Source organism: Bacillus sp. PSXD-155 (assembly GCF_049310765.1).
GTDB lineage: Bacteria > Bacillota > Bacilli > Bacillales > Bacillaceae_G > Bacillus_A > Bacillus_A cereus.
In genome coordinates this window covers 32,920-54,951 of record NZ_JBMOWC010000030.1, presented here as the reverse complement: position 1 = coordinate 54,951, position 22,032 = coordinate 32,920, and the positions used below count along the sequence as shown (strand labels likewise).

The following is a 22,032-nucleotide window of genomic DNA, read 5'->3' as shown; positions in this document are numbered from 1 at the left end:
TTCATAACGATATCTCCTTTGTTACCTTTTAATGTAACAATAACTTTAGACTTTATTAGCCCTCTTTTTACTTTTATACCCTCTACATTTTCAATATCAATTATTATTTTATTCCCATTAAACTTACCAGTTAACGGATTCAATTCAAGCATCATTATCCTCTTATTAGTAAAACAAATAACTTGATGTTGATTTTCTAAAAATGCACCAGGACCAAATTTAATATATTCTGATGTTGCTGCCATTTTCATAGTGTAAAAATAATAAAAATACGATTCATCTTCATATGCTACCTCATTAAATAGTTCATCTAATACATTATTGTTTAACATTTTTATTCCCCCGATATGCTAATAATCGCTTACCCTTTATCCTTTTTCTTCCTATTCTTCGTTTAATTTTACCATAAATTAGAATTAAGTTAGAATTTAGATAGGTTTAACAATAAATCTAAAAGATTCCCACATTTTTATTTCAATAACTAATATAACCATTGGGGTGAAGATAAATGATAAGTTATAAAAATTGGAGTGAGGTCCCCTTAGAACTTGCAAGCAAAACTAAACTCAACAAAGAAGGTTTAAAGCCCATAGAAGCTCCTGTAGCTAGGGTATTCCAGAGAGTAAACAATAGGTATATAGAGCTATATGAACGTTCAAAATCAGAAAAAAAACGGCAATTATCTGATAAGCAAAAACTTGCATTATCAAATGGTAGAAAACTAAGTTTAGAGCAACGAACTTGTAAACAGTGTGGTCATATCGTTCAAAGTAAAGCTAAACTACGTCTAAGTCTCTGCCCTAGCTGTTACGAACACCAAGTAGTTATGAATCAATTAAAGGAAACAAAATTAGAAATCAAAACATATATCAATAACATGTTTATAAACAGAGAGCAATTCGTTATTTTAAATACCGAAACAACTGGACTTACTCTAAGAGATCAAATTATCGAGATAAGTGTAATTGATTTAACCGGAAAAATCCTATTAAACTCTTTAGTTAAGCCAACTATAAATATTCCAGCTGAAGCAGCCTCCATTCATGGTATTACAAATGAAATGGTACACGATGCACCATCGTGGATAGAAATATATAAAGAATTATGTGAAGTTACTGCAGGAAAAACTCTACTTATTTATAACGCTGAATTTGATTTAGGTATGATAGAAAGTACTTGTATTACTAACAATGTAGAATTAAAGAGCTTTAAATCCACATGTATTATGAAAATGTACGCCGATTTTATAGATTCAAAAAGATGGATTTCATTAAGTGATGCAACGGAATTGACGATTAAACACCGGGCTGCTTCTGACTGTTTTGCTGTCCTGGAATTATTACAACAACTCAAAAATAGTCAAATAGATTAAAATACTGTAAATAAGACTAAAATTGTTGGTTTGGAATAAAGTTTGATCAGAAATATCCCCCAAAACCGTATTTTAAGTTAAACGATAAGAACCCGTTTTGAAAAAAGATTGATCAAAACGGGTTAAGCCTTTGTGAAATACTATGCAATGTTTATAATAAAGTTTGATCATTTACTACCGATGCTCTTAAACAATCGCGCCCGTTTGCGCTATTTTATATTATTAACCTTTTGCCCTTTTTGGCCAAATAAAATTGCTTAGGGCAATCAGAAAATCAATACCTAACACAAGTGTCCATAATTTTAGAAACCCAGCCAACACTTCTGTTCGGGAAAAATCGTTAATTAAATAGATTAGGACCAATAAAATTCCAGCACCTATTAGAAAGGCAAGCACATGTTGTCCCCAACTTTTAAAGTAGTGTTTCGCATAATCGATGCCAAATCTTTTAACTGGTTTCGATCCTTGTTTCATCACATAATATTGAAAGCGTATATCAGCCCATTCAATCATACTTCTACCGTATGCGATAGAGATTCCAATATACACAGCAGCAATTGCATGCACTTTGGTAGCAGTCGCACCACGATACAAGTCTACACCCGTAGCAACCAATAAAATTAAATCAATGACAGGTGTCAAGGCTAGGAAAAACAATCCTAATTTACTTCTTTTAAGGATATATCTTGTGAATAAACCTAAAGTGATAACAACCCAAAACCCTATTTCACATGCAACGATTAACCACGCAATTACATTCACCCCAGCACCCCTGCTCCCCAATAGTTAATTTTGAATATAGTTCATATCTAAAGTGAAAAAAGAACGATTTAAAAGTATGTATTAAGTGGCATTGGATACTTCACCTACTTACAACAAACTTCTATTATCCCATAATTGTTAGCAGAACCATGTTTCTTTGGACGAAGGATCATGAAATACACACCTGAAACTATAACAATCGCTATTGTTAATCCTATTAAAGTTCCTGAATATAATTCATTATCAAACCACTGAGAATAAATAGGCTTTACTAAGAATTTTATGCATCCTATAACAAATACAAATTCGAGTATCATCATTAATAGAAATTCTTTTAATTCCCAAGGGTGTTGACCCTTCCAATTCATGTCTTTTTTCTTCATTCATCACTCCTCTTTCTTTGTATGATATAACCTAACTATAATAGGTGACGTAACGTCACTTACAACCTTCATTTTCAGGGCAAATTAAATAAAACGATGGATTACAGGAGGATATACATCCAAACAACATAATTTTACTCCTGCAATAAAAATACTCCTTTAGATATGATTACCTGAAGGGGTAAAGCATCGCGACTGTATTTCAAATATACAAAAATACTAACATAAAAATAAGCACATCCTATAAAACAGATGTGCTTATTTTTTAATTTTTATGCGTTTTTACGTTTTAAGAAAATAACTCCACCAACAATTAACAGTAATGCACCCGCAGCCATAGAGATCCAACTTGTAAGGTCCGCACCTGTTTGCGGTAACCATCCAATTTTAGACTGAACTTCTTTCTTAGGTTGTGGTTGTTCTTTTACTTGCTCTTTTGGTTGTTCTGAAGTTGGAGTATTTTTATCTTGATGCGGCTGTTCTGGTTTTGGTTGTTCCGGTTTTACTTCTTTGAATTTCACTGTTTGTCCCTTATCTTCGATGTCAACGTGTATAGCTACCAAGACGTTATCTTGATACAATTCTTCAAACACTACCACTTCTTTACCCTGTAATGCAGAAGCATTAAATGTGAAATCTAGTGTGATAGAACCATTTTTCTCTTTTGGAGTAAACTTAGATTCTACTGTTACTTCTTTACCATCAACTAATAATGGTTTTTTTGTTGCTTTATCCATTAGTTTACCTTTTACAACGTACTCTTTACCCACGATTAAGTCTTTGTATTCCACTTTATCTTGGATTGTTACAGATTTAGAAGCATCTAACTCTTTAGAACCATCAGCTTTGTTTGTAGCTGTCGTTTTAATAGAAGGTTCTACAAAACGAACTGTTTGACCTACATCGTTAATGTCAGCATGAGTTGCAATTACTTGACCTTCATGTAATAAGTCTTCAAACACGACTACTTCTCTTCCTTGCTGTTCAGCACCAACAAAAGTAAAGTCTAATGTTACAAAACCGTTCTTTTCTTTTGCAATAAACTTAGTCTCAGCTGTTACTTCTTTACCATCAATTAATAATGGTTCGTTAATAGCTTTGTTCATTAATTTTCCTTTTACAGTGTACTCTTTACCAACAACTAAGTTAGTGTACTCCACTTTATCCTGGATTGTGATAGAATCCTTTGAATGAATCTCTTTTCCACCATCAGCTTTGTTTGTAGCAGTTGTTTTTACTGATGGCTTAACGAACTTAACTGTTTGACCTTTATCATTGATATCAGCATGTGTAGTAACAACTTTTCCGTCTTTCAGTAACTCTTCAAATACTACTACTTCTTTTTCTTCTAAACCAGTTGCATCAAAAGTGAAATCTAGTGTGATAGATCCGTTTGCTTCTTTTGGTGTAAACTTAGTTTCAGCAGTTACTTCTTTACCATTTACAACTAATGGTTTATTAGTCTTTTTATCCATTAATTTACCTTTTAAAGTGTACTCTTTACCCAATTGTAGGTCTTTGTATTCCACTTTATCTTGGATTGTTACAGACTTAGAAGAGTGCATTTCTTTTGTACCATCTTTTTTATCAGATGCTGTTGTTTTAATTGAAGGAATCTTCTCATCTTTGACGATATGTTTAATTATTTGACCATTCTCTTTGATTTCAAAAGAAAACGTCTCTTCATTTAAAATGTAACCGTTTGGTGCAATAGTTTCTTTATATGTGTATTTTCCAAATGGTAGCTTTTCAAATTTAGCGATACCTTTATCATCTGTTTTACCTTTTACTACTTCTTTTCCTGCTTCGTTATAAATCGTAAATTCTGCATTTGGAAGCTTATTGTTTCCATCCGCAACATCTACCTTTGTAATTTCCAGATCACCTTTGATTAGATGATTAACTGCTAATAGCTCAATAATTTTTCCATGTTCCTTTATTTCGAACACAATTGGTTCTGTAACAAGAACGTAACCGTTTGGAGAAGTCTTTTCTACAAATGAATACTTACCATACGCTAAATCTTTAACGTTAATCTCACCATTTTTATCTGTCTTATATTCGCCAATTACTTTTCCACTTGCATCTTTTAACTCGAATACTGCACCTTCTAATTTTTTACTAATATCCTCATTATCTACTTTTAGTAGTTTTACACTACCTTTTACTTCGGTGTTTTCTACTGTAAAAGTAAGTGTTTTATTGTGCTCTTTAATTTCAAAAGGATACTTAGTTTTATTTCCGATATATCCATTTGGTGTTTTTGTCTCCAAGAAATAATACTTACCAAATGTAAGGCCTTCAACCTTTGCAATTCCATTTTCATTTGTTACTGCCTTTTTCACTTCTTTTCCATCTTCAGTAAAAACAGTGAATTCAACATTAGGTAGCACTTTACCTGAATCACTAAGTTTTTTTATTTCAATGTTTCCCTTTGCCTTGTTGTTTACTATTTGAACAGCCCCAGTTTCTCCTGTCTTAACCTCAATGGTTTGTGGTTTATCACCTAAAACATAGCCTGTTGGCGCTTTTATTTCTTTTACAGTATACGTACCAATTGGTAGGTTATTTAATTCTGCAGTACCATCAGCACCAGTCGTAATTTTTCCAACTGATTCATTATTCGCATTAAAAACCTCGAATACCGCACCAGCTAATACTTCTCCACTTTCTCCAACTTTTTTAATTTTTAAGGAACCAGCTGCTTCCCAATTTACTGCAAGGTCACTACTAAGCTTTTCTTCATTTCTTTCTAGTAATACTGTAGCATTCTGAACAGTATCCGTACCGCGGTAAGCAATTGCTTGAACTTTTGTTAAGTTTGCAGCAACACTTAGATTAAATTCACCTGTTTTTGTATTTTTAGGAATTTGGATACGGAATTTCTCTCCCACTGAAAGTTGATCTTTCACTTCACCATTTTCACTAACAATTTTTACTCCATTAGGTGCATTTTTCGCTACTACTTTATAAGAACCACTCTTAGCATTTGTTTGTACTGTATATAGATTCGTTTCGAAGAACTCACCTTTTAATTCTGCTTTTTGCTTTTCAGCTGGGATAACATTCATATAGATATCTTGTGTATCGCCGCTATTGTTAGCAGCATTGATAATTGCCTTAGCTGCTTTTTCAACATTTTTATTTTCATGTTTCAGTTCATTTACATCAAGTTGACCTAATGCATTCCAAACTGCAAGCTGAGTTGCGTAATGCGCTTCATTCTGATTAGCTACTCCTAACTGCTGAACACTTTTTTGCGGGAAACCGTTTAATAGGACCCTATATACTACATTATCTGTTTTCCCCATTTCAGGAAGATCTTCACCATTTGGTGATTTTAGTCCAAGAGTTAAGCAATAAGCAATTTGACCGCTTGAATTTTTAATCATTTCAGTTCGAATGTACTTGCCTAAACTATTACTATAACTCCAGTTCATTGAATATTTCTCGTGCGTCATTACCTCTGCACTAACCCTTGGTAAAAAAACATTTAGGAATAGCGCAAGTACAGAAAGTACTGCTAGAACTCTTACAACAACTCTTTTCCCCAATCTAAAAACCTCCCAAACAATATTTGTTTTGCATGATTATTTAAATATTAAAAATAATCACAATAAACCTAAGAACTATTATAAGACAAAAAATTACAAACATTAAATCATTTTTCCAAATTTTTTTATTTTTTTACATTTATTACAAACCATTTTCATATTCACACATTTTGATTTTGTAATTTAACCACTAATTTTTTAAATCTATTGAATTGTATAGTGATAATAAAGTTATTGAACTTTGATTAAAAAAGATAAGAGCCTTACTACATTCTATATGCAGCAAGGCTCTTTAAAGTTGTTTCAAATTATATCCATCTGCTTATGTAATGCTTAAAAAATGAATAATAAAGTTGTTTACTTCTTATTAAACTAACGCCCCCGTTAGTTTAAGTGTAACTCTTCACAATTATTTGATATTATATAGATAAATAGAAATATAAATCAAAATTTAGTTTATAGTTATAAAAATAAGTTATTTATACCCTTATAATTCTTCAGAAAGGAGAGTGTATGAAAAAGACTATTGTTTTTGTATTAACGATATTTATATTATTCTCAGGATTCGCAACACAAAGTTATGCGTTGTCAGATTCGAAATCTGTGGCAATACAAGCATTGCTAGATGATGCCTGTCGTACGTCAGGTGTGCCTGGAATGTCACTCTCAATACTTGCTGATGGTGAAGTGTTCTACTTTTCTTCTGGGTATGCAGATCTTGAAAAGGGACTGTCTGCAAGTGAAAATACACTCTATGAGTTGGCCTCGGTGAGTAAAGCTTTTACTGGTATGGGGATTTTGCTATTGGAAGAGCAAGGGCTGCTATCAATGACTGACCCTATCCAAAAATATTTACCTTGGTTTACGTTAAAGTATCAAGGTAAACCTGTTGATATGCAAAACCTTACACTAAATAACTTTCTTCACCATACCAGCGGCCTAACAAATATTAGACATCTTCAAAATATTCCACAAGGTAATACGCCTGATATGTTGCAAAAGACTGTGGAAACGCTGGTAGATGCAGAATTGGCGTTCTCTCCTGGTGAACAATATAACTATGGAACCGTTAATTATGACGTATTGGGTTTGGTTATTGAGATTGTATCACGACAAAGCTATGAAGACTTTATGAAGGAGCAGGTATTTCTACCCTTAGGTCTTCACCAGACGTATGTTTATAAAGAAGATGCTCAAGCCACTGGACAGTTAGCACAGGGTTACCGTTCTTCCTTTTTTATAACAACTCCATTTAACGCTCCGTATTATACTGGGAATAAACCTGCCGGCTATATCATTTCTAATACAAAAGATATGGCGCGTTGGATGGGCATACAGATGGGTATCGTGCAGGACATACCCGAAATATTTCACAGGGCCATCGAAAAATCACATAGGGGTGATATGTCTGTTTCGGCTGTCAATGATATGTATTATGCGGCAGGTTGGTCGGTAAACGCCGAACAAACGTTTATAGAACACACTGGGGGTAATCCAAATTTTAGTACCAAAGTAGCCATACTGCCAAATGAAAGAACAGCCATCTGCTTACTGAGCAACGGCGCAAATACCAATATAAACTTGGTACTACAAGTTAAAAATATATTAAACGGCAATCTAACTCAGTCATATGAGATAAGTGGCACACAGCTTTTGGACATCATTTTGTCGTCTACCACAATTATTCTTTGCCTATTAGCCGTTCTGTTATTTTTCTTAGGATTAAGAAAAAGGAAAACGAATGAGCAGCAGCCAATGACAAAAAAGAGAACAATCGTAACAATTATTTTCCTAATCGCTACGATTGCCCAGTGTATAATGTTTTTTGCCTTCGATTGGTCAACGATACTTATTTGGCAAACATATAGTGTTCTTACAGCTTTAATTTCGTCAACATTATTAACAGCAAGCATTACTTGGTTTGTATATACTCACCGATTAGATGCCTCGGTCCGAAAATAAGTATAACGTTAAGTAAATAAATCCTAATTTATCGATATTTTTAATTTAAAAAACAGAAGACACCTCGGTGTCTTCTTTAATGTCATCGACACTTCTCCTAGTTAAACCCACTTGCTATTTCTTCCACTAACCTGCCTCGTTAGTAGAAGAAGGATTTTTAAACTACTATATTATTTTTTAAATGACTTTATTGTAAATTAAACAACTTTATTATCTCTGTACATGAATTTCTCTCCGATACATATTAGTTATATTATTGATTGGAAATTAACTTTATTTGAAATCAACACCTCTTTAATCTTTTTTCCTCATTACCTGTAACAAAAGTATTAATTTATAGGAATATCGAAATGAAAAATAAGCACAAAAAAGATTCCTTTTATACAAAGGAATCTACTGGTTCAGCTTTTTTATAAACAGTTCGACTTTATTCCAATTTTACTTCTGTCTCTCTACTTCTAATTTGTTACCTTTACTATCTACCATTCTTAAAGAACCTGCTCTCAAGAACTCGACAGTATAATCTACTACCGCATTCATTTGTCTAGCATCTATCTTCTTACCGTCTTTAACAAATTCAGTAGGAATCAAAGTTACTTTATTACTGTCTTTATTGTATAACCATGTTCCTGTCATATGGTTGTCTTCATAAGAAGAGTTACCAGTGTCATCATAAGCCGTGAATGACTTATCTTGTCTAAAGTCTAAACCCTTACGAAACTCAGAACCTTTGTAACTACCCCAAGAACCGATTAACTCGTTACCGTCTACGGATATTTGTACGTTACCATTATCAGAAGTAGTTGACGACTTAGAGTCGGTCTTCGTATCTACATCGAAACCTAAGGCTTTTGCTTCCTTCTCATTATGGGATTCAATAGGGTCGAATCCTTTATGCCAGTACTTGTTACCCTCATTAATCAAGTCCATTGACTTTTTAGACTTTTCTCTATCTTCGTCTGTTACTTTTCCTTTCCCCTTCAAAATTTCTACTTGAAGTGCATAGGCTTCACTATAACAGTCTACTGCTTTTAAAATCTCTTTATGAGCGTCTTCAAACTCTTTTGGTGGGTCTATCTTCTTAAACTTAGCGATAATCTTTTGCAACTCAGACTCTTCTTTTAGAATTTCTTTCTTTAAGTCAGTTTCCTTTTTAGTTTTATCCATAGCTATCTCAGTTATTACTGTAATTTTCTGCACTAACTCAGAAGATAAACCAGTCATTCGAGTTGGATACTTCTCTTTTGATAGCTTTTCTTTCGTTTCTGATTTAGATTCTACTTTTTCTTTTGGCTTTGCGTCTGTTTTATCGGTACCACAACCTGCCAATAGCATGAACGGTATCGCAAACGTTACTAGTTTCTTTGCTTTCACTATGCCCCATCCTCCTAGAAAAAATTGTATTTAATTAACATATTGTACCATAGCATAATTTGTATAAATAAGATAGAAAGTTTACCCATAATTAATTAAAATGTAGACTCTACATAAAAAAGCACTTGAACATTAAATAGCTGTTCGAGTGCCTTATTTCTACCCTATTTTTCATGTGAATTTAAAAAGAGCCTCCAATTAAAGTTATATCAATTACAATAAGTGAAAAGAAAAATATATATTCAATCATACTTCCTGTTCTTGTATATATCGGAAATCTTATTTTCATTTTCAAAGGGTAAAGCAATTGAATCCCACTTGGTGTAAGGGCATCTAACACTAGATGACTTAATACCCCAATAAACATTCCTATATATATTATGGGGTACTGGGGAACTAGGTACTTAAGAAGTGCCGTTATACCAAACAAAAAGATTAGACTGTGTGTTATTGTACGGTGACCAAAAGTTTTATTGATCCCCCAAGATAATAAAGGTATTTTTCTTCCTAAAGTAGATCCTTGATGACAAATATCTGGTATTAATGCCCCAATTATTGATGTGGCCGTTAATAAATATGGATCATCACCTATTCCCGCATAATTATGTGCGATTAAAGCCAATGCTGCTCCTGCTGCTACATGAGTTGGGCCTCTCAATTGTATCCTCCTTTCTATTATTCAAGTCTTATCTTAACAGTTGGCGAAAACATAATATCCTTTCACCCAGCGCTCTTTTAACCATCTCAGTTTATATTCCATGCTTGGTGTATAAGCTGCTGCAGAATCCATTAAGTTATACCTATCTAAAATTTCCAAACATCTATTAGGGTTCGTTAAAGTATTTAGAAATTCCAAGTCCTCGCTTTCGAGAGAATTCCATACAATGCCTTTAAAATTAATTGGCAGCAGTTCTAAAATCATATCTCTATCCAAACCCGATGTTTCCAGGAAATTTTGAAGATGAGAGAGGGATAAGTAACTCCAATTGGTACTTTGGTATTCTTCCCCTAAAAAAGTAAAACGTTCTAAACCATTACAATTTAATTCATAACTTTTTATTGCTTCTATTCCCCATTTCATCTTTTTCCCCCACAATTAATATTCTCAGAATTGACTACTAAGTATGTTCACAAATTTCTACCAGTTACTTTTAAATAACATAAAGGACTTCTCTATTCCTTCTTTTCACATAATGAATATATAGACAACATGAACAAACCATATTTATTATCATTGTAGAAAAACTAAAAAACACATTAATTCCTAAAACATCACAGAATAATAAAGCAACCATGCTTAAAACATAAAAAAAAAATAATAATCTATCAAAAATAGACAAATGTCATTTCTCCCTTTTCTTAAGATTAGTATTATGCAAATGGTGCTTTTTATAATTTCTCCTTACTCTTCCCCAAAACAGAATTCCTAGATTAAACATTATTGCTATAACTATCATGAGAATCGCATACAAAACTAGATTCACTTTTCTACAAATCCCCCCTTTAATTATAAATATAAAAATAACTCTTTATCTAACAGGTTACTATCGGTAACTTGTCCTTCACTTTAAATATATACAAATAATTCTACGAAACTAAGCGACAGTAAAATAATATCAACCTATTCTTAAAAAGAACCAGGCGTATTCAAAACTAGGTCATATTTAACTAACCTGCTCTCCATTCTGCTAAGGTCAATTATCTTCACAAGGAATTTTTCTGATTTTATTCATAGATGTTACAGTCTGAAAAACTCGAAAACAATACTTTTTTTCGGAGAAGTCAATAGAAAATTGTTGAGAAATATTTTTCTAGATACCTAAATATTAACAATTTTGATACAATAATGAGAAATCGCACAATATATAATAGGAGGGGTTTATATGGGAGCTGCAACAGTAACATTAAGTGAAATTACAGAGCTTTTAAGTAACTGGCATGACTCTATTCGCGAACTTGATCATGAAAAATCAACTAATTTATTTGGAGAAATAAAAAATAAGATTGATAAAATTGAAGAAAATCAAAACATACTTTTATATTACTCTTTATTAGAGTTTAGACATAATATGTTAAACAAAGATTATGAAGGCTCTAAAAAATCGCTTGAAAAAATTGAAGATTTTAATAAACCTAGTGAAGAACTTTTAAATTATTATTACAACTTCTTTAAGGCAATTCATAACACAGAAATTGGAGAATATAAAAAAGCTGGTGAGTATTTCGATAAGGCAAAACAATTAATCGCAAATATCCCTGATGAGATTGAGAAAGCTGAATTCTATTATAAAGTAGCTGCTTTTTACTATCAGGTAAGACAACCATTAGAAGCAGTGAAGTATGCAAACCGTGCTTTAAAATTCTTCGAACCTGAAACAGGATATGAACTTAATATAGCAGCTTGTAATAATATCCTTGGATTAACATGCACATCACTTAAACAATATGAATATGCGGAAGAATATTTTATTAAGGCTTTAGATATCGTTACAAAAAAACACAACACCATGTTAGGCCTTAAAGTTAGACATAACTTAGGTTTTCTATATGCTGAGCAAGATCTTTCAGAAGCAGCTATACGAAACCTAACAACAGCTATCGATACTCCAGAAAAGAGTTATAAAGCAATTTTCCTTATTGCAAGAGAAAACTACAAACTCGGAAATACAGAAGAGTCATTAAAATTTATTGAAACTGGAATAGAAGCATGCAATCGTATCAATAACACGGAATATAAACACCACTTCTCAATATTAAGCGCACTAAACTCGAAAGAATCTACAGAAAAGTCCGAAAATACAATCGCAGAAGGAATTGAGTACTTTGAACAAGAAGGTTTATTAGGGTTCGTTCATGACTACTCGAAACAATTGGCTTTAAAATTCTACTCATCTAACCAACAAGATAAAGCAAATCAATATTTCTTTAAGTCACACGAAGCCGAAGAAAAACTACGTAAAAAGGAGGCACTAAAATAATGAAGAAAGTAATTCAAGTTTTAGGTATCACTCTAGGATTAGTAGCCGTTTTCGGATTTAGCTTCACTTCAAACAACATTACTCAAAATGCTGAGCATGGAGAAACATTTGCACCAAAAGTACAGGATAGCTCTATCCATTACGTAATGAGGGAACATGGAGAAACATTTTAATACTTAAAAGGAGCCATACCATCATATATGGCTCTTTTTTTATTACATTAAGTTGGACTCATGTGTCCTTAAGTTCATATATTCAGCTGAATCCGTCAGTCTTTTGCTAGCAGTTGATCTCCCGCCTAACTTCTTTGCCTCGCCCAATTTTATACTGGGAGTTTCATTAATCAAAAATCGCAGGATTAACTATTATGTAGAAAGGGTGTAATTTATTCTATGTTGACTACACTTCCAATCATAATGACTACTAATGGCCAAAAATTAAAATGTTCATTTATTAGTATTAGTGAACGATGTGAGTTTCAGTATATTTCCTTCGACATGCAATTTCACGACCTTGTTAATAACTCAAGGGTCGGAACTGCTTCATGTCGTATTCAAAAAGATCAATCAGAAAACAAAATTGAAATTACTATTACCAGTTTAGATGCAAATCATATTGGAAATGGGGTTGGAACTGCTATGGTATATTCCATATACAGATGGGCATATTTTAGCTATCCTGGTTATGGACTCCTCTTCAATGGAATGATTAGCATGGCCTTTGATGAAGAATATTTAATAGGTTTTTATACAAAAGTTGGATTTAACGTAAAAAATGGTTTCTTTAATCTAAAAGTAGAAAGTAATGAATTTCATGAGTTCTGTACAAACACTGAAAATAAAATATCTGAAATGTATTTCACATTTCTAAGTAAACAAAATGAAAGCTATAACAATGAAATAGATACTTATCTAGGTAATCTGTCACATATTGAAAAGAAGTATAATTCAATGTCATTAATTACATTTATTAAACAACGTTATTTTAGACGTAAACAGTCCTATAACGAAAATACCCTCATGTAGTTTTAAAATAGAGTTTGATAGGATTATTACAAGTAACCTTCATATAAAAAAAGAATAGAGCGCAAGTTTTGAAAAAGTATAATCAAAACCTCCCCTCTATTCTTATGTTATCTTACTTCTTTTTCTACACCATGATTGTATAGATGGATGGTATCCGCAGTAAAATTCTGAACGACTGTTGCAAGTTCTTGTAATTTCTCCTGCGTTACCCCATTAATATACCAAACAAAATTACTATTGGATTCTGAATCAGTTGGAATGGTACCAATGGTTATTTTATATTCTGTAGTTTCTGTTACTGTTTCTTCATATGATTTCTTTACCTCATGCTGATATTTTTCAAGCCGAATAAACATATCTCGCCAGAATAAATCAGCAATTTCCATTTGATGATACCAGACTTTACGAATATAATCAGGAGTACTTCTTGTGTTTTCTAACAAGTACCCCTCTGCCTTTGTGGGGTGATGGATCATTGCATGAATCGCGTCCGCAATATAATGCGCTGTTGGATGATTACGAACCAAGATACGACGTGTTTCCTGACGCACTTGTAAAAGAACGTCGTAAAAAAATACATCATGTCACGAGTCGTAGTAGCAAGCTCCCCCTTTTGAAATGGAACCATAGTACCGTTTTGAAATGTAAGTGATGCATCACCAAGATTCCATGTATATGTTTGCAAATTATAATCCCCTTTCGTTTCTTTAATTATATCTAGTATACTCTCCCCACTTTCAAAAAGGATTTATTCGATAAAGAGAAGCCTCCTTAATAAACCCTTTACCCTTTTGCAATACACATAGTTTGATACTTATTTCGTTTCTTTTTCGTATTTTTTAGTCATTTTATAAATTGTCTGCAAATACCCTATCTTAGCAGTACTCATTTTTAATCGCCCATCAAGGAAATCTCTATCTTTTGGGTCTATTCTTTTAAGCTGTATGTTTATACCTTCTCGATACTTTTCCATATACTTAATGATTTCTTTATGTAGTTCCTTAAACCCGTTATCAGGCTTTAGGTCTCCAATTTCTATAGCAATGCTCTCTAAGTCATAAAGTGCGTCTCTGTACTCGTCTTTATGCAATACCAGATCATCAGATTCGACAAGATAGTTTAGGATATCTTCAGAATCTTTTAAAGCATCCCCTAAAGCATACAGTTCTTCGTCATAACTAGAGTTTTTATTCTCCAGTTCCTCCATTACTTCTTTCCCCCTGTTAGATTTAGAATAGTCTTTCCCTGCTTCACAACCTACCCCTAATAGCATGATAGTAAGCGCTAAACATATTAGTTTCTTCGCTTTCATTATGTATACTCCTTTTTATAAGTATTTTTATTAACATATGGAAACATATCATATACTACAAAAATAAAATATATAAATTTACAATTATCAAGAGGGATTTTGATTGTTATAAAAATCTGAAAACATGTATTACGGTTGTAAACAACTTCCCTTATTGGCTACCCAATGTTTCTTTCAATTAATATGATTTTAAAGAGCTAATCTAGAGTTGAAGATTTTTAATATTTAGATATAAATCAATCAAATTATACATATACTGGATAAATTATGTTAAAATATCATTGAATATTTAAAAAATACTAATTGTTCAAGTATTGGAAGGGGCTTATATATGGGGAATTCAACATCCAAATCAAAAAAACTAGTAGGATTTGTAGCAACAGCAACATTAGCTACATCAATGATTGCAGGGGCAGGTAACGCAAGTGCACAAACGACAGATTCATTAAAAGCAAGTGAGCCAGTACAGGAAAGAGCAGAAGACAAGCAACTTACATTGTTTGTCCCTCCTCAAAATGTTGTTTTTGTAGGTGATTCATTTGATCCTATGAAAGATGTATGGGCCAAAGATAAAAACGGTAAGGATATTACATCAAAAATAACTTATACAGGCGATGAAAAAGTAGATTTAACTAAAATGGGAGATTATGAATTAACCTTTACCGTTTCAGATGATGAAGGTAATACTGTTGTTCAAAAGCAACGTGTAGCAGTGAGATATAAGCACGTTACTAATACTGCTCCAACAATATTAATACTGCGCGATAAAATTACACTTAATATAGGTGATACATTTGATCCAATGGAAGGTGTAACTGGGTCAGATTCTGAAGAAGGAAATCTGACTCATAAAATTACTTATGATAATGGGCTAGATACAAGTAAGCCTGGTACGTACTATATAACGTATTACCTAATGGATTCTCAGGGAAAAATGGATCTAAAAACTAGAACTATAACAGTAATAGACCAGTCCCCAGTAATTACAACTCCAGATGAATTTGTAATTACTGAAGGTGAACAATTTGATCCAATGGTTGGCGTTAAAGCTACTGACCCTGAGGATGGAGATATCACTTCTAAAGTAGAATATGAGTATTATACTGGATCTGTAAATAAGCCAGGTACTTATAAAGTGTATTATAAGGTGACAGACTCTTTTGGAAACACAGTAAATACAGTCGCTACATTAATTGTAAGAGAGAAAGTTACAGAGACAGATGAAGCACCAGAACTCAAAGTACCTGCTGCAGCCACAATTACTGAAGGAGATAAATTTAACCCTATGACGGGAGTATCTGCTACTGATAAAGAAGACGGCAATATTACTGATAAAGTAACAGTTGACGGTAGCGTGGATACTTCTAAACCTGGTACTTACGAATTAACTTATACAGTTTCAGACTCTAAAGGACACAAAGTTACCGCTAAACAAACTGTTACTGTGAAACAGAAAGTAGAAACAAAAAATGAAGCACCTGTATTAACTGTTCCATTTACTACGTCACTTCAAGTTGGCGAAGAATTCGATCCGATGTCAGATGTGTCTGCAACTGATAAGGAAGATGGTAATTTAACTAATAAAGTTAAATATAAAGGTAATGTAGATACTTCTAAACCTGGTAAATACATTGTAGAATATTGGGTTGTTGATTCTAAAGGAGTTAATGCGACAGCTACACGATCCGTAATTGTAAAAGAAAATGAAGAAACTCCCGATATGGAACCAAAATTAACTGTACCTACTGGAGCAACTATCAATGTAGGAGATAAATTTAACCCAATGACAGGTGTTAAAGCTATTGATAATGAAGATGGCGACATTACTGATAAAGTAACAGTTGATGGCAGCGTGAATACTTCTAAACCTGGCACTTATGAGTTAACTTATACAGTTTCAGACTCTAAAGGACACAAAGTTACTGCTAAACAAACTGTTACTGTCAAACAAACAGTAGTGCCTAAAGATGAGGTCCCAGTTTTAACAGCACCTACTAAGACTACTATCAATGTCGGCGATAAATTTGACCCAATGACAGGTGTTAAAGCTATTGATAATGAAGATGGCGACATTACTGATAAAGTAACAGTTGATGGCAGCGTGGATACTTCTAAACCTGGTACTTATGAGTTAACCTATACAGTTTCAGACTCTAATGGGCATACAGTTACTGCTAAACAAACTATTACTGTGAAACAGAAAGTAGAAACAAAAAATGAAGCACCTGTATTAACTGTTCCATTTACTACGTCACTTAGCGTCGGTGAAGAATTTGATCCAATGGCTGGTGTATCTGCATCAGATAAGGAAGATGGTAATTTAACTAATAAAATTAAATATAAAGGTAATGTAGATACTTCTAAACCCGGTAAATACATTGTAGAATATTGGGTCGTTGATTCTAAAGGAGTTAATGCAACAGCTACACAATCTGTAATTGTAAAAGAAAATGAAGAAACTCCCGATATGGAACCGAAATTAACAGTACCTACTAAAACAACGATTAATGTAGGGGATACATTCAATCCACTTTCTGGCGTTAAAGCTATTGATAATGAAGACGGCGATATTATTAATAAAGTAACAGTTGATGGCAGCGTTGATGCTTCTAAACCTGGTACTTATGAGTTAACTTATACAGTTTCAGACTCTAATGGGCATACAGTTATCGCTAAGCAAACTGTTATAGTAAAACAAAAAGTAGAAACAAAAGATGAAGATCCAGTTTTAACTGTACCTACTGAAGTAACTATTCATGTCGGGGATAAATACAACCCACTTTCTGGCGTTAAAGCTATCGATAAAGAAGATGGCGATATTACTGACAAAGTAATTCATATGGGCGAAGTTGATACATCTAAAGCAGGTAATTTCGAAGTTAAGTTTCTAGTTCGTGATGCAAGTGGAAATGAAGTAACGGCCACACAAAAAGTAACTGTAAAAGATACAGACACTGAAAACGGTTCTGATAATAGTAATAACAACTCTAATTCTGGAAATGGTTCTGACAATAATAATAACAACTCTAATTCTGGAAATGGTTCTGATAATAGTAATAACAATACTAATTCTGGAGAAGGTCCTGACAATAGTACTACTACTACCGGAAACGTCTCTGACAATAACAACACTAGTAGTACTTTGGATAATAAAAAAGATACTATAAAAGAGCTTCCAAAAACAGGTGCAAGTTCAAATAATAGTACCGCTGTAGGTATATTAGCAATCCTTGCAGGTATGTTAATTACTTTTGGTCGTAAATTTAAAAAGGCTATAAAATAAAGATAATCATAGTCTCCAATCCTGTAGTGAAGGTATTAAGTTTGAGACGAGGTGGATAAATAGCATGATAAATCAAGCTGAATGGTTGTGGCAACGTATTATCGAAAGAGGATCAAATTCTGAAAGTAACTTTAAAGAATCGTTAAATCTTCAGCCAGGTGCAAGTGATGAAGATTTTCAACTTATTGAGGATACACTGGGTCTTACACTCCCTGAAGAAATGAAGAGCTTTTACAGAGTGTATAACGGACAAATTTGGGAACCTGGGGTGAATCCATTTGTAAGAAATTTGACTCTGTCTCCCATTTCTGAAATTATAGCTAATTGGGAATTTTTACAGGAAGAATTCGACCCTGATGATGATTTAGAGCCAGATATTGAAAAAGAGCTTAAACCAGCTCTTTGGAATTCTAAGTGGATTCCAATTGCAGAAAATGGTGGCGGAGATTACCTTTGCATTGATACAGATCCCTCTGAAGCTGGGTTTACAGGACAGGTTTTATACTATTACCATGACTATGGAAGGCGTGCTATCGAGGCAAAGAATATTTTTGCATTCATCGAACTTTGTTTAAAAGAAGAGAACTATGAATAAATGTACCTAAAGTAATATGTGCTTTAAGTACATAAGAAAGGACATTACATATTAAATATGTAATGTCCTTTAATTTATCTAAGCCTATTCATTTTTGGTCTTGATTATTAGAAATTCACACAATCTTTTTAAATACCATTCTATCCTAGTAAACATCCATTTTTACAGATTGTACTTGCTGCAAATGAAATGTTTGGATATTAAACCTATTTCACCAAAAATTTTTCTAGTTCTTCAGCTAAATGTTTAGCTCCATTAGGACTTAAAGTAATTTTGCCATCTGCTAAAGTTATATTTTTTTCAGATACCTCTCCAGTGATTTGGCAAGCATTATAAGGCGAGTATCTTTTTAAAATTATATTTTCATTATCAACAAAAATTTCTAACGGTGATTTAATCCCTATACCTAGTGTATCTCTCAATTCTTTAGGTATTACAACTCTTCCTAATTCATCAACCTTTCGAACAATTCCAGTTGCTTTCATAATAATATTCCCCCTAATAAATTATAAATCATTTATATACTAACACCTTTTCATTATGGTTTAGATTGCTCCAAGTGTTGTTTCATTTTCTTTTCATTTTCAGTTATAAGATTTATTAACTCCTTTTCTCTATCATTATAATAACTAGTTAATGTATCAAAACGAAGTTTAATAAGTTTTTCAAGACTGAGCTTTTTATTATTATCAATAATTTCTTTCTCACTTAAGTAAGAAATATTATTCTTTAAGTTATAATGCTCTTTATTAATTACATCATTAATCTCCATATGAGCCTTTTTAATATTCATAAATAAATCTGCCCACTGCGTATTCAGACTGAAGTATTGATTAATCTTCCAATTTTCCCATTCCTTATATAGTTTTTCATACTCTGTATTAAGAGTTTGATATAATTCGTCAGCAGTACTTACTGTCGCATAATTTCCTTTTCCTGCTTCTGCTGTATTCTTTAATTGCTGTTGTTCACTATTTTTCACATCAAATCCAATAATATTTACAACTGCATGAGTACTAGATTGGTTGAGATTTTTGGCAGCATTGACTGGATCTCCCCCACAAGTCTCTTCTCCATCACTCACAATATATACTACATTTAGGTTTTCCTCACCGGTATACTCTTTAAAATCATCATTTACAGACTCAATAGCGGATGCTAACGGCGTCCACCCCTTCGGACCAAAATTGGATAAAGCAGCATTAAATTGCTCCTTTTTATAAGGCTGTAATGGATACATTACCTCCGAAGATCCACAGGATAAACTTTTATCATTTTCATTATTACTTCCTTTATGTCCATAAACTCTTAACATTACATTTGCATTATTCGGAATCTTATCAAGATAGTTGTAAATAGCTTTCTTAGCTGCTTCCATTTTAACTTGACCATTAACTTTACCAGCCATACTACCGCTTGCATCAAGTAAAATCTCCACATTCAGGGATTTTTCTTTTGGCTTTATAGAATGTACATTGTCATTATTTTGTTCTTTAATCGCTAATTCAGGGATAATTCCCTCCAGTTTACTTACAGCTTCTTTATAAATTTGCGCTTGTAAATTTAGTAATTGTACGTATATTTGTTCTGCACTTAAATCCTTTGGTAATTTTATCAATTCCTGATTAAGTTCATTCATTTCTTCTGATGAGAGTGCCCTTTCCTTTGCGTATTTACCTGGTCCTTCTTGTGTCATTAACGGGGCATTTGTAGCAAATAACGATTCATATGTCTTGGTATCCTCTTTTTCAAGTTCTTTTTTGCTGCTTTCCTTTTCAACTACTTCACTTTTTAGTTCATTAGATTTAGAAGACGTAGTATCTGATTTTGAACACGCAGTAATAAATACACAGAACCCCAGTGTTATTCCAATTACATTAAATAATGCTTTCTCCACTTTAAAACCTCATTTCTTCCTGCAATGAAAACAGATTCAACGTTTTACAGTTGATTAAAAATTGAAATTTGAATGGTTCTTTCCTTCTTTTCCACCTTTTCTTTAATTTCAGGCTTGTTAAACTCTAACTTATTAGCTGCTATGTTATATGACAACACAGCACCGAAAAGATCCTCCCCTTTCTTAAATCCTTTAATCATGTTTGTTTTTCCATCTTTCAATATTTTTTTCACTTGTGCACTAGATATTTTCTTTCCTAATATCTTCTCCTTAATTTGAAAATCACAGCCTGTCGTACTATATGCTGTGCAGCCTTGAACTACCCCCACTTTCACTTCGTTTAGAAGTGGAGGATTCCTAAGTAAAGAGTTCTATCGAACTCTAATTGATTAGGCTAACCCCGCAGTCCTTGCGGTTAGAAGCCTTATCGCTTCATTCTTTAGATTGATACTTGCGTTAATATCCCTATCATGGTGTGTACGACAAGAAGGACACTCCCATTTACGTAGGTTTAGATTTTTAACGTCTTTATTTTGATACCCACAACATGAACATAATTGGCTTGAAGCAAATGTTTTCGATACGACAATGACTTGTTTGCCATACCATTTTGCTTTATATTCCAACATGGCTCGAAACTGTGACCATGATACCTCACTAATTGCTTTTGCTAACTTATGATTCTTTAACATATTCGATACTTGCAAATCCTCTATACCAATAACATCGTGGTTTTTGATGATTTCAGTCGAGATTTTGTCCAAGTAATCTTTTCTAGCATTTGCCATGTATTCATGAATTCTAGCTACTTTTACTCGTTGTTTATTCCAGCGAGAAGATCCTTTCATTCTTCTAGAAAGAACACGCTGTGCTTTTGCCAACTTCTCTTCTAGTAATCGAAAAAACTTCGGATTTTTATAGGTTGTTCCATCTGACAAAATGGCGAAATCTTTTAGTCCCACATCCATTCCAATGTAAGAATTTGTTTTCGGAAGTTCTTGCACTTCTGTTTCCACTAACAATGACACAAAGTATCTACCAGAAGGGTTCCGTCTAACCGTAGCATTTACAATACGTCCTTTTACTTCACGACTTTTGGCAAATCGAACAAGACCTAGTTTTGGCAATTTCATTTTGTTTCCTACAACGGCAATGTTTTCATTTGTTTGTTTTGTGGTGTAAGATTGTACGTTGTTCTTCTTAGATTTGAAACGCGGGGCACTGTTTTGTTTTTTGAAAAAGCGTGTATAAGCATCCGCAAGGTTGCGAACAGATGACTGAATCGCAATACTATCGACTTCTTTTAGCCAAACAAACTCTTTCTTCAAGGCAGGAAGTTTGACAGAGCATGTACCATATGTCAAACCTTTTCCTGTTTCTTTATATGCATGATCCCATAGAGATAGGAAGTGATTAAATACAAAACGGGAACAACCAATCGTTTTATTGATTAGTGTCGCTTGTGCTTTATTTGGATAGATACGAAATTTATATGCTTTATTGATCAACATTCATTTCACCCCCATTTCGATATA

General features: G+C 33.1%; 21 protein-coding genes. 7 read left to right on the top strand and 14 right to left on the bottom strand.

The genetic code is table 11. The features are described 5' to 3' along the window. Positions 1-332 (bottom strand): PH domain-containing protein (locus tag ACO6VI_RS24280; RefSeq protein ID WP_422424294.1); only part of this gene is annotated, 332 nt, incomplete at its 3' end. Positions 333-508: 176 nt separating this feature from the next. Between ACO6VI_RS24280 and ACO6VI_RS24275 the strand changes: the two genes are divergently transcribed. Then, complete coding sequence (locus ACO6VI_RS24275) at positions 509-1,372, top strand: exonuclease domain-containing protein (RefSeq protein ID WP_422424292.1); 864 nt, start codon at positions 509-511, stop codon at positions 1,370-1,372. Positions 1,373-1,594: 222 nt separating this feature from the next. On the opposite strand, the gene ACO6VI_RS24270 is transcribed toward ACO6VI_RS24275, so the two are convergent. The 3 genes from ACO6VI_RS24270 to ACO6VI_RS24260 all read right to left on the bottom strand — a co-directional run bounded on the left by ACO6VI_RS24270 (position 1,595) and on the right by ACO6VI_RS24260 (position 6,071). Beyond that, positions 1,595-2,134: a hypothetical protein gene (locus ACO6VI_RS24270; RefSeq protein WP_078399531.1), complete on the bottom strand. Its 540-nt coding sequence runs from the start codon at positions 2,132-2,134 to the stop codon at positions 1,595-1,597. A gap of 104 nt (positions 2,135-2,238) precedes the next feature. Further along, on the bottom strand, positions 2,239-2,517 hold the full coding sequence (locus ACO6VI_RS24265; RefSeq protein WP_225989109.1) for a hypothetical protein: 279 nt from the start codon (positions 2,515-2,517) through the stop codon (positions 2,239-2,241). A 272-nt stretch (positions 2,518-2,789) separates the two neighbouring features. Next, positions 2,790-6,071: a VaFE repeat-containing surface-anchored protein gene (locus ACO6VI_RS24260; protein WP_422424290.1), complete on the bottom strand. Its 3,282-nt coding sequence runs from the start codon at positions 6,069-6,071 to the stop codon at positions 2,790-2,792. A 513-nt stretch (positions 6,072-6,584) separates the two neighbouring features. Here ACO6VI_RS24260 and ACO6VI_RS24255 point away from each other — a divergent pair. Continuing rightward, the gene (locus ACO6VI_RS24255) at positions 6,585-8,033 is read left to right on the top strand and encodes a serine hydrolase domain-containing protein (RefSeq protein WP_422424288.1); all 1,449 of its coding nucleotides are present in this window, start codon (positions 6,585-6,587) and stop codon (positions 8,031-8,033) included. Positions 8,034-8,471: 438 nt separating this feature from the next. On the opposite strand, the gene ACO6VI_RS24250 is transcribed toward ACO6VI_RS24255, so the two are convergent. The 3 genes from ACO6VI_RS24250 to ACO6VI_RS24240 form a co-directional block, all read right to left on the bottom strand. Then, the gene (locus ACO6VI_RS24250) at positions 8,472-9,407 is read right to left on the bottom strand and encodes a DUF7018 domain-containing (lipo)protein (RefSeq protein ID WP_422424286.1); all 936 of its coding nucleotides are present in this window, start codon (positions 9,405-9,407) and stop codon (positions 8,472-8,474) included. A gap of 181 nt (positions 9,408-9,588) precedes the next feature. Further along, the gene (locus ACO6VI_RS24245) at positions 9,589-10,065 is read right to left on the bottom strand and encodes a metal-dependent hydrolase (RefSeq protein WP_422424284.1); all 477 of its coding nucleotides are present in this window, start codon (positions 10,063-10,065) and stop codon (positions 9,589-9,591) included. A 33-nt stretch (positions 10,066-10,098) separates the two neighbouring features. Further along, on the bottom strand, positions 10,099-10,488 hold the full coding sequence (locus ACO6VI_RS24240) for a hypothetical protein (RefSeq protein ID WP_074651321.1): 390 nt from the start codon (positions 10,486-10,488) through the stop codon (positions 10,099-10,101). 802 nt (positions 10,489-11,290) lie between these two features. Between ACO6VI_RS24240 and ACO6VI_RS24235 the strand changes: the two genes are divergently transcribed. From ACO6VI_RS24235 to ACO6VI_RS24225, 3 genes are all read left to right on the top strand, one after another. After that, positions 11,291-12,385, top strand: a complete 1,095-nt coding sequence (locus tag ACO6VI_RS24235) for a Rap family tetratricopeptide repeat protein (protein ID WP_161520605.1) — start codon at positions 11,291-11,293, stop codon at positions 12,383-12,385. Further along, entirely contained in the window at positions 12,385-12,558 is a 174-nt protein-coding gene (locus tag ACO6VI_RS24230; protein ID WP_000755959.1) for a hypothetical protein, read from the top strand. The genes ACO6VI_RS24235 and ACO6VI_RS24230 overlap by 1 nt, the downstream gene beginning before the upstream one ends. Before the next feature lie 219 nt (positions 12,559-12,777). After that, a complete protein-coding gene (locus ACO6VI_RS24225; RefSeq protein ID WP_161520606.1) occupies positions 12,778-13,410 on the top strand; it encodes a GNAT family N-acetyltransferase in 633 nt (210 codons plus the stop codon). Positions 13,411-13,517: 107 nt separating this feature from the next. Here ACO6VI_RS24225 and ACO6VI_RS24220 read toward each other — a convergent pair whose 3' ends face one another. The 3 genes from ACO6VI_RS24220 to ACO6VI_RS24210 form a co-directional block, all read right to left on the bottom strand. After that, on the bottom strand, positions 13,518-13,937 hold the full coding sequence (locus ACO6VI_RS24220; RefSeq protein ID WP_237655474.1) for a hypothetical protein: 420 nt from the start codon (positions 13,935-13,937) through the stop codon (positions 13,518-13,520). Continuing rightward, positions 13,883-14,095, bottom strand: a complete 213-nt coding sequence (locus tag ACO6VI_RS24215) for a hypothetical protein (RefSeq protein ID WP_202626589.1) — start codon at positions 14,093-14,095, stop codon at positions 13,883-13,885. Before ACO6VI_RS24215 ends, ACO6VI_RS24220 begins: the two co-directional genes overlap by 55 nt. A 129-nt stretch (positions 14,096-14,224) precedes the next feature. Beyond that, on the bottom strand, positions 14,225-14,722 hold the full coding sequence (locus ACO6VI_RS24210; RefSeq protein ID WP_161520607.1) for a hypothetical protein: 498 nt from the start codon (positions 14,720-14,722) through the stop codon (positions 14,225-14,227). Positions 14,723-15,053: 331 nt separating this feature from the next. On the opposite strand from ACO6VI_RS24210, the gene ACO6VI_RS24205 reads away from it, so the two are divergent. Both ACO6VI_RS24205 and ACO6VI_RS24200 read left to right on the top strand, forming a co-directional pair. Next, entirely contained in the window at positions 15,054-18,005 is a 2,952-nt protein-coding gene (locus ACO6VI_RS24205) for an immunoglobulin-like domain-containing protein (protein ID WP_161520608.1), read from the top strand. 64 nt (positions 18,006-18,069) lie between these two features. Then, positions 18,070-18,600, top strand: a complete 531-nt coding sequence (locus ACO6VI_RS24200; protein WP_048539380.1) for an SMI1/KNR4 family protein — start codon at positions 18,070-18,072, stop codon at positions 18,598-18,600. Positions 18,601-18,806: 206 nt separating this feature from the next. Here the strand turns inward: ACO6VI_RS24200 and ACO6VI_RS24195 are convergent, their stop codons facing one another. Genes ACO6VI_RS24195 through tnpB form a run of 4 tightly spaced genes read right to left on the bottom strand, consistent with a single transcriptional unit; the run spans position 18,807 to position 22,008 of the window. Then, entirely contained in the window at positions 18,807-19,085 is a 279-nt protein-coding gene (locus ACO6VI_RS24195) for an AbrB/MazE/SpoVT family DNA-binding domain-containing protein (protein WP_000648287.1), read from the bottom strand. Positions 19,086-19,138: 53 nt separating this feature from the next. Then, entirely contained in the window at positions 19,139-20,497 is a 1,359-nt protein-coding gene (locus tag ACO6VI_RS24190; protein WP_161520610.1) for a VWA domain-containing protein, read from the bottom strand. A 44-nt stretch (positions 20,498-20,541) separates the two neighbouring features. Beyond that, complete coding sequence (locus ACO6VI_RS24185; RefSeq protein WP_223266048.1) at positions 20,542-20,826, bottom strand: topoisomerase C-terminal repeat-containing protein; 285 nt, start codon at positions 20,824-20,826, stop codon at positions 20,542-20,544. Between the two features lie 60 nt (positions 20,827-20,886). Beyond that, positions 20,887-22,008 carry an IS200/IS605 family element RNA-guided endonuclease TnpB gene (gene tnpB / locus ACO6VI_RS24180; protein ID WP_106075323.1) on the bottom strand — a complete coding sequence of 374 codons (1,122 nt, stop codon included), beginning with the start codon at positions 22,006-22,008 and terminating at the stop codon, positions 20,887-20,889. Between the last annotated feature and the right edge of the window lie 24 nt (positions 22,009-22,032).

What these genes read in the sequence shown, in the direction of transcription:
- ACO6VI_RS24230 (WP_000755959.1), top strand. Translation starts at nt 12,385, where the DNA reads ATGAAGAAAGTAATTCAAGTTTTAGGTATCACTCTAGGATTAGTAGCC.
- ACO6VI_RS24200 (WP_048539380.1), top strand. Translation starts at nt 18,070, where the DNA reads ATGATAAATCAAGCTGAATGGTTGTGGCAACGTATTATCGAAAGAGGA.
- ACO6VI_RS24265 (WP_225989109.1), bottom strand. Translation starts at nt 2,517, where the DNA reads ATGAAGAAAAAAGACATGAATTGGAAGGGTCAACACCCTTGGGAATTA.
- ACO6VI_RS24225 (WP_161520606.1), top strand. Translation starts at nt 12,778, where the DNA reads ATGTTGACTACACTTCCAATCATAATGACTACTAATGGCCAAAAATTA.
- ACO6VI_RS24275 (WP_422424292.1), top strand. Translation starts at nt 509, where the DNA reads ATGATAAGTTATAAAAATTGGAGTGAGGTCCCCTTAGAACTTGCAAGC.
- ACO6VI_RS24195 (WP_000648287.1), bottom strand. Translation starts at nt 19,085, where the DNA reads ATGAAAGCAACTGGAATTGTTCGAAAGGTTGATGAATTAGGAAGAGTT.
- ACO6VI_RS24205 (WP_161520608.1), top strand. Translation starts at nt 15,054, where the DNA reads ATGGGGAATTCAACATCCAAATCAAAAAAACTAGTAGGATTTGTAGCA.
- tnpB (WP_106075323.1), bottom strand. Translation starts at nt 22,008, where the DNA reads ATGTTGATCAATAAAGCATATAAATTTCGTATCTATCCAAATAAAGCA.
- ACO6VI_RS24255 (WP_422424288.1), top strand. Translation starts at nt 6,585, where the DNA reads ATGAAAAAGACTATTGTTTTTGTATTAACGATATTTATATTATTCTCA.
- ACO6VI_RS24240 (WP_074651321.1), bottom strand. Translation starts at nt 10,488, where the DNA reads ATGAAATGGGGAATAGAAGCAATAAAAAGTTATGAATTAAATTGTAAT.
- ACO6VI_RS24210 (WP_161520607.1), bottom strand. Translation starts at nt 14,722, where the DNA reads ATGAAAGCGAAGAAACTAATATGTTTAGCGCTTACTATCATGCTATTA.
- ACO6VI_RS24235 (WP_161520605.1), top strand. Translation starts at nt 11,291, where the DNA reads ATGGGAGCTGCAACAGTAACATTAAGTGAAATTACAGAGCTTTTAAGT.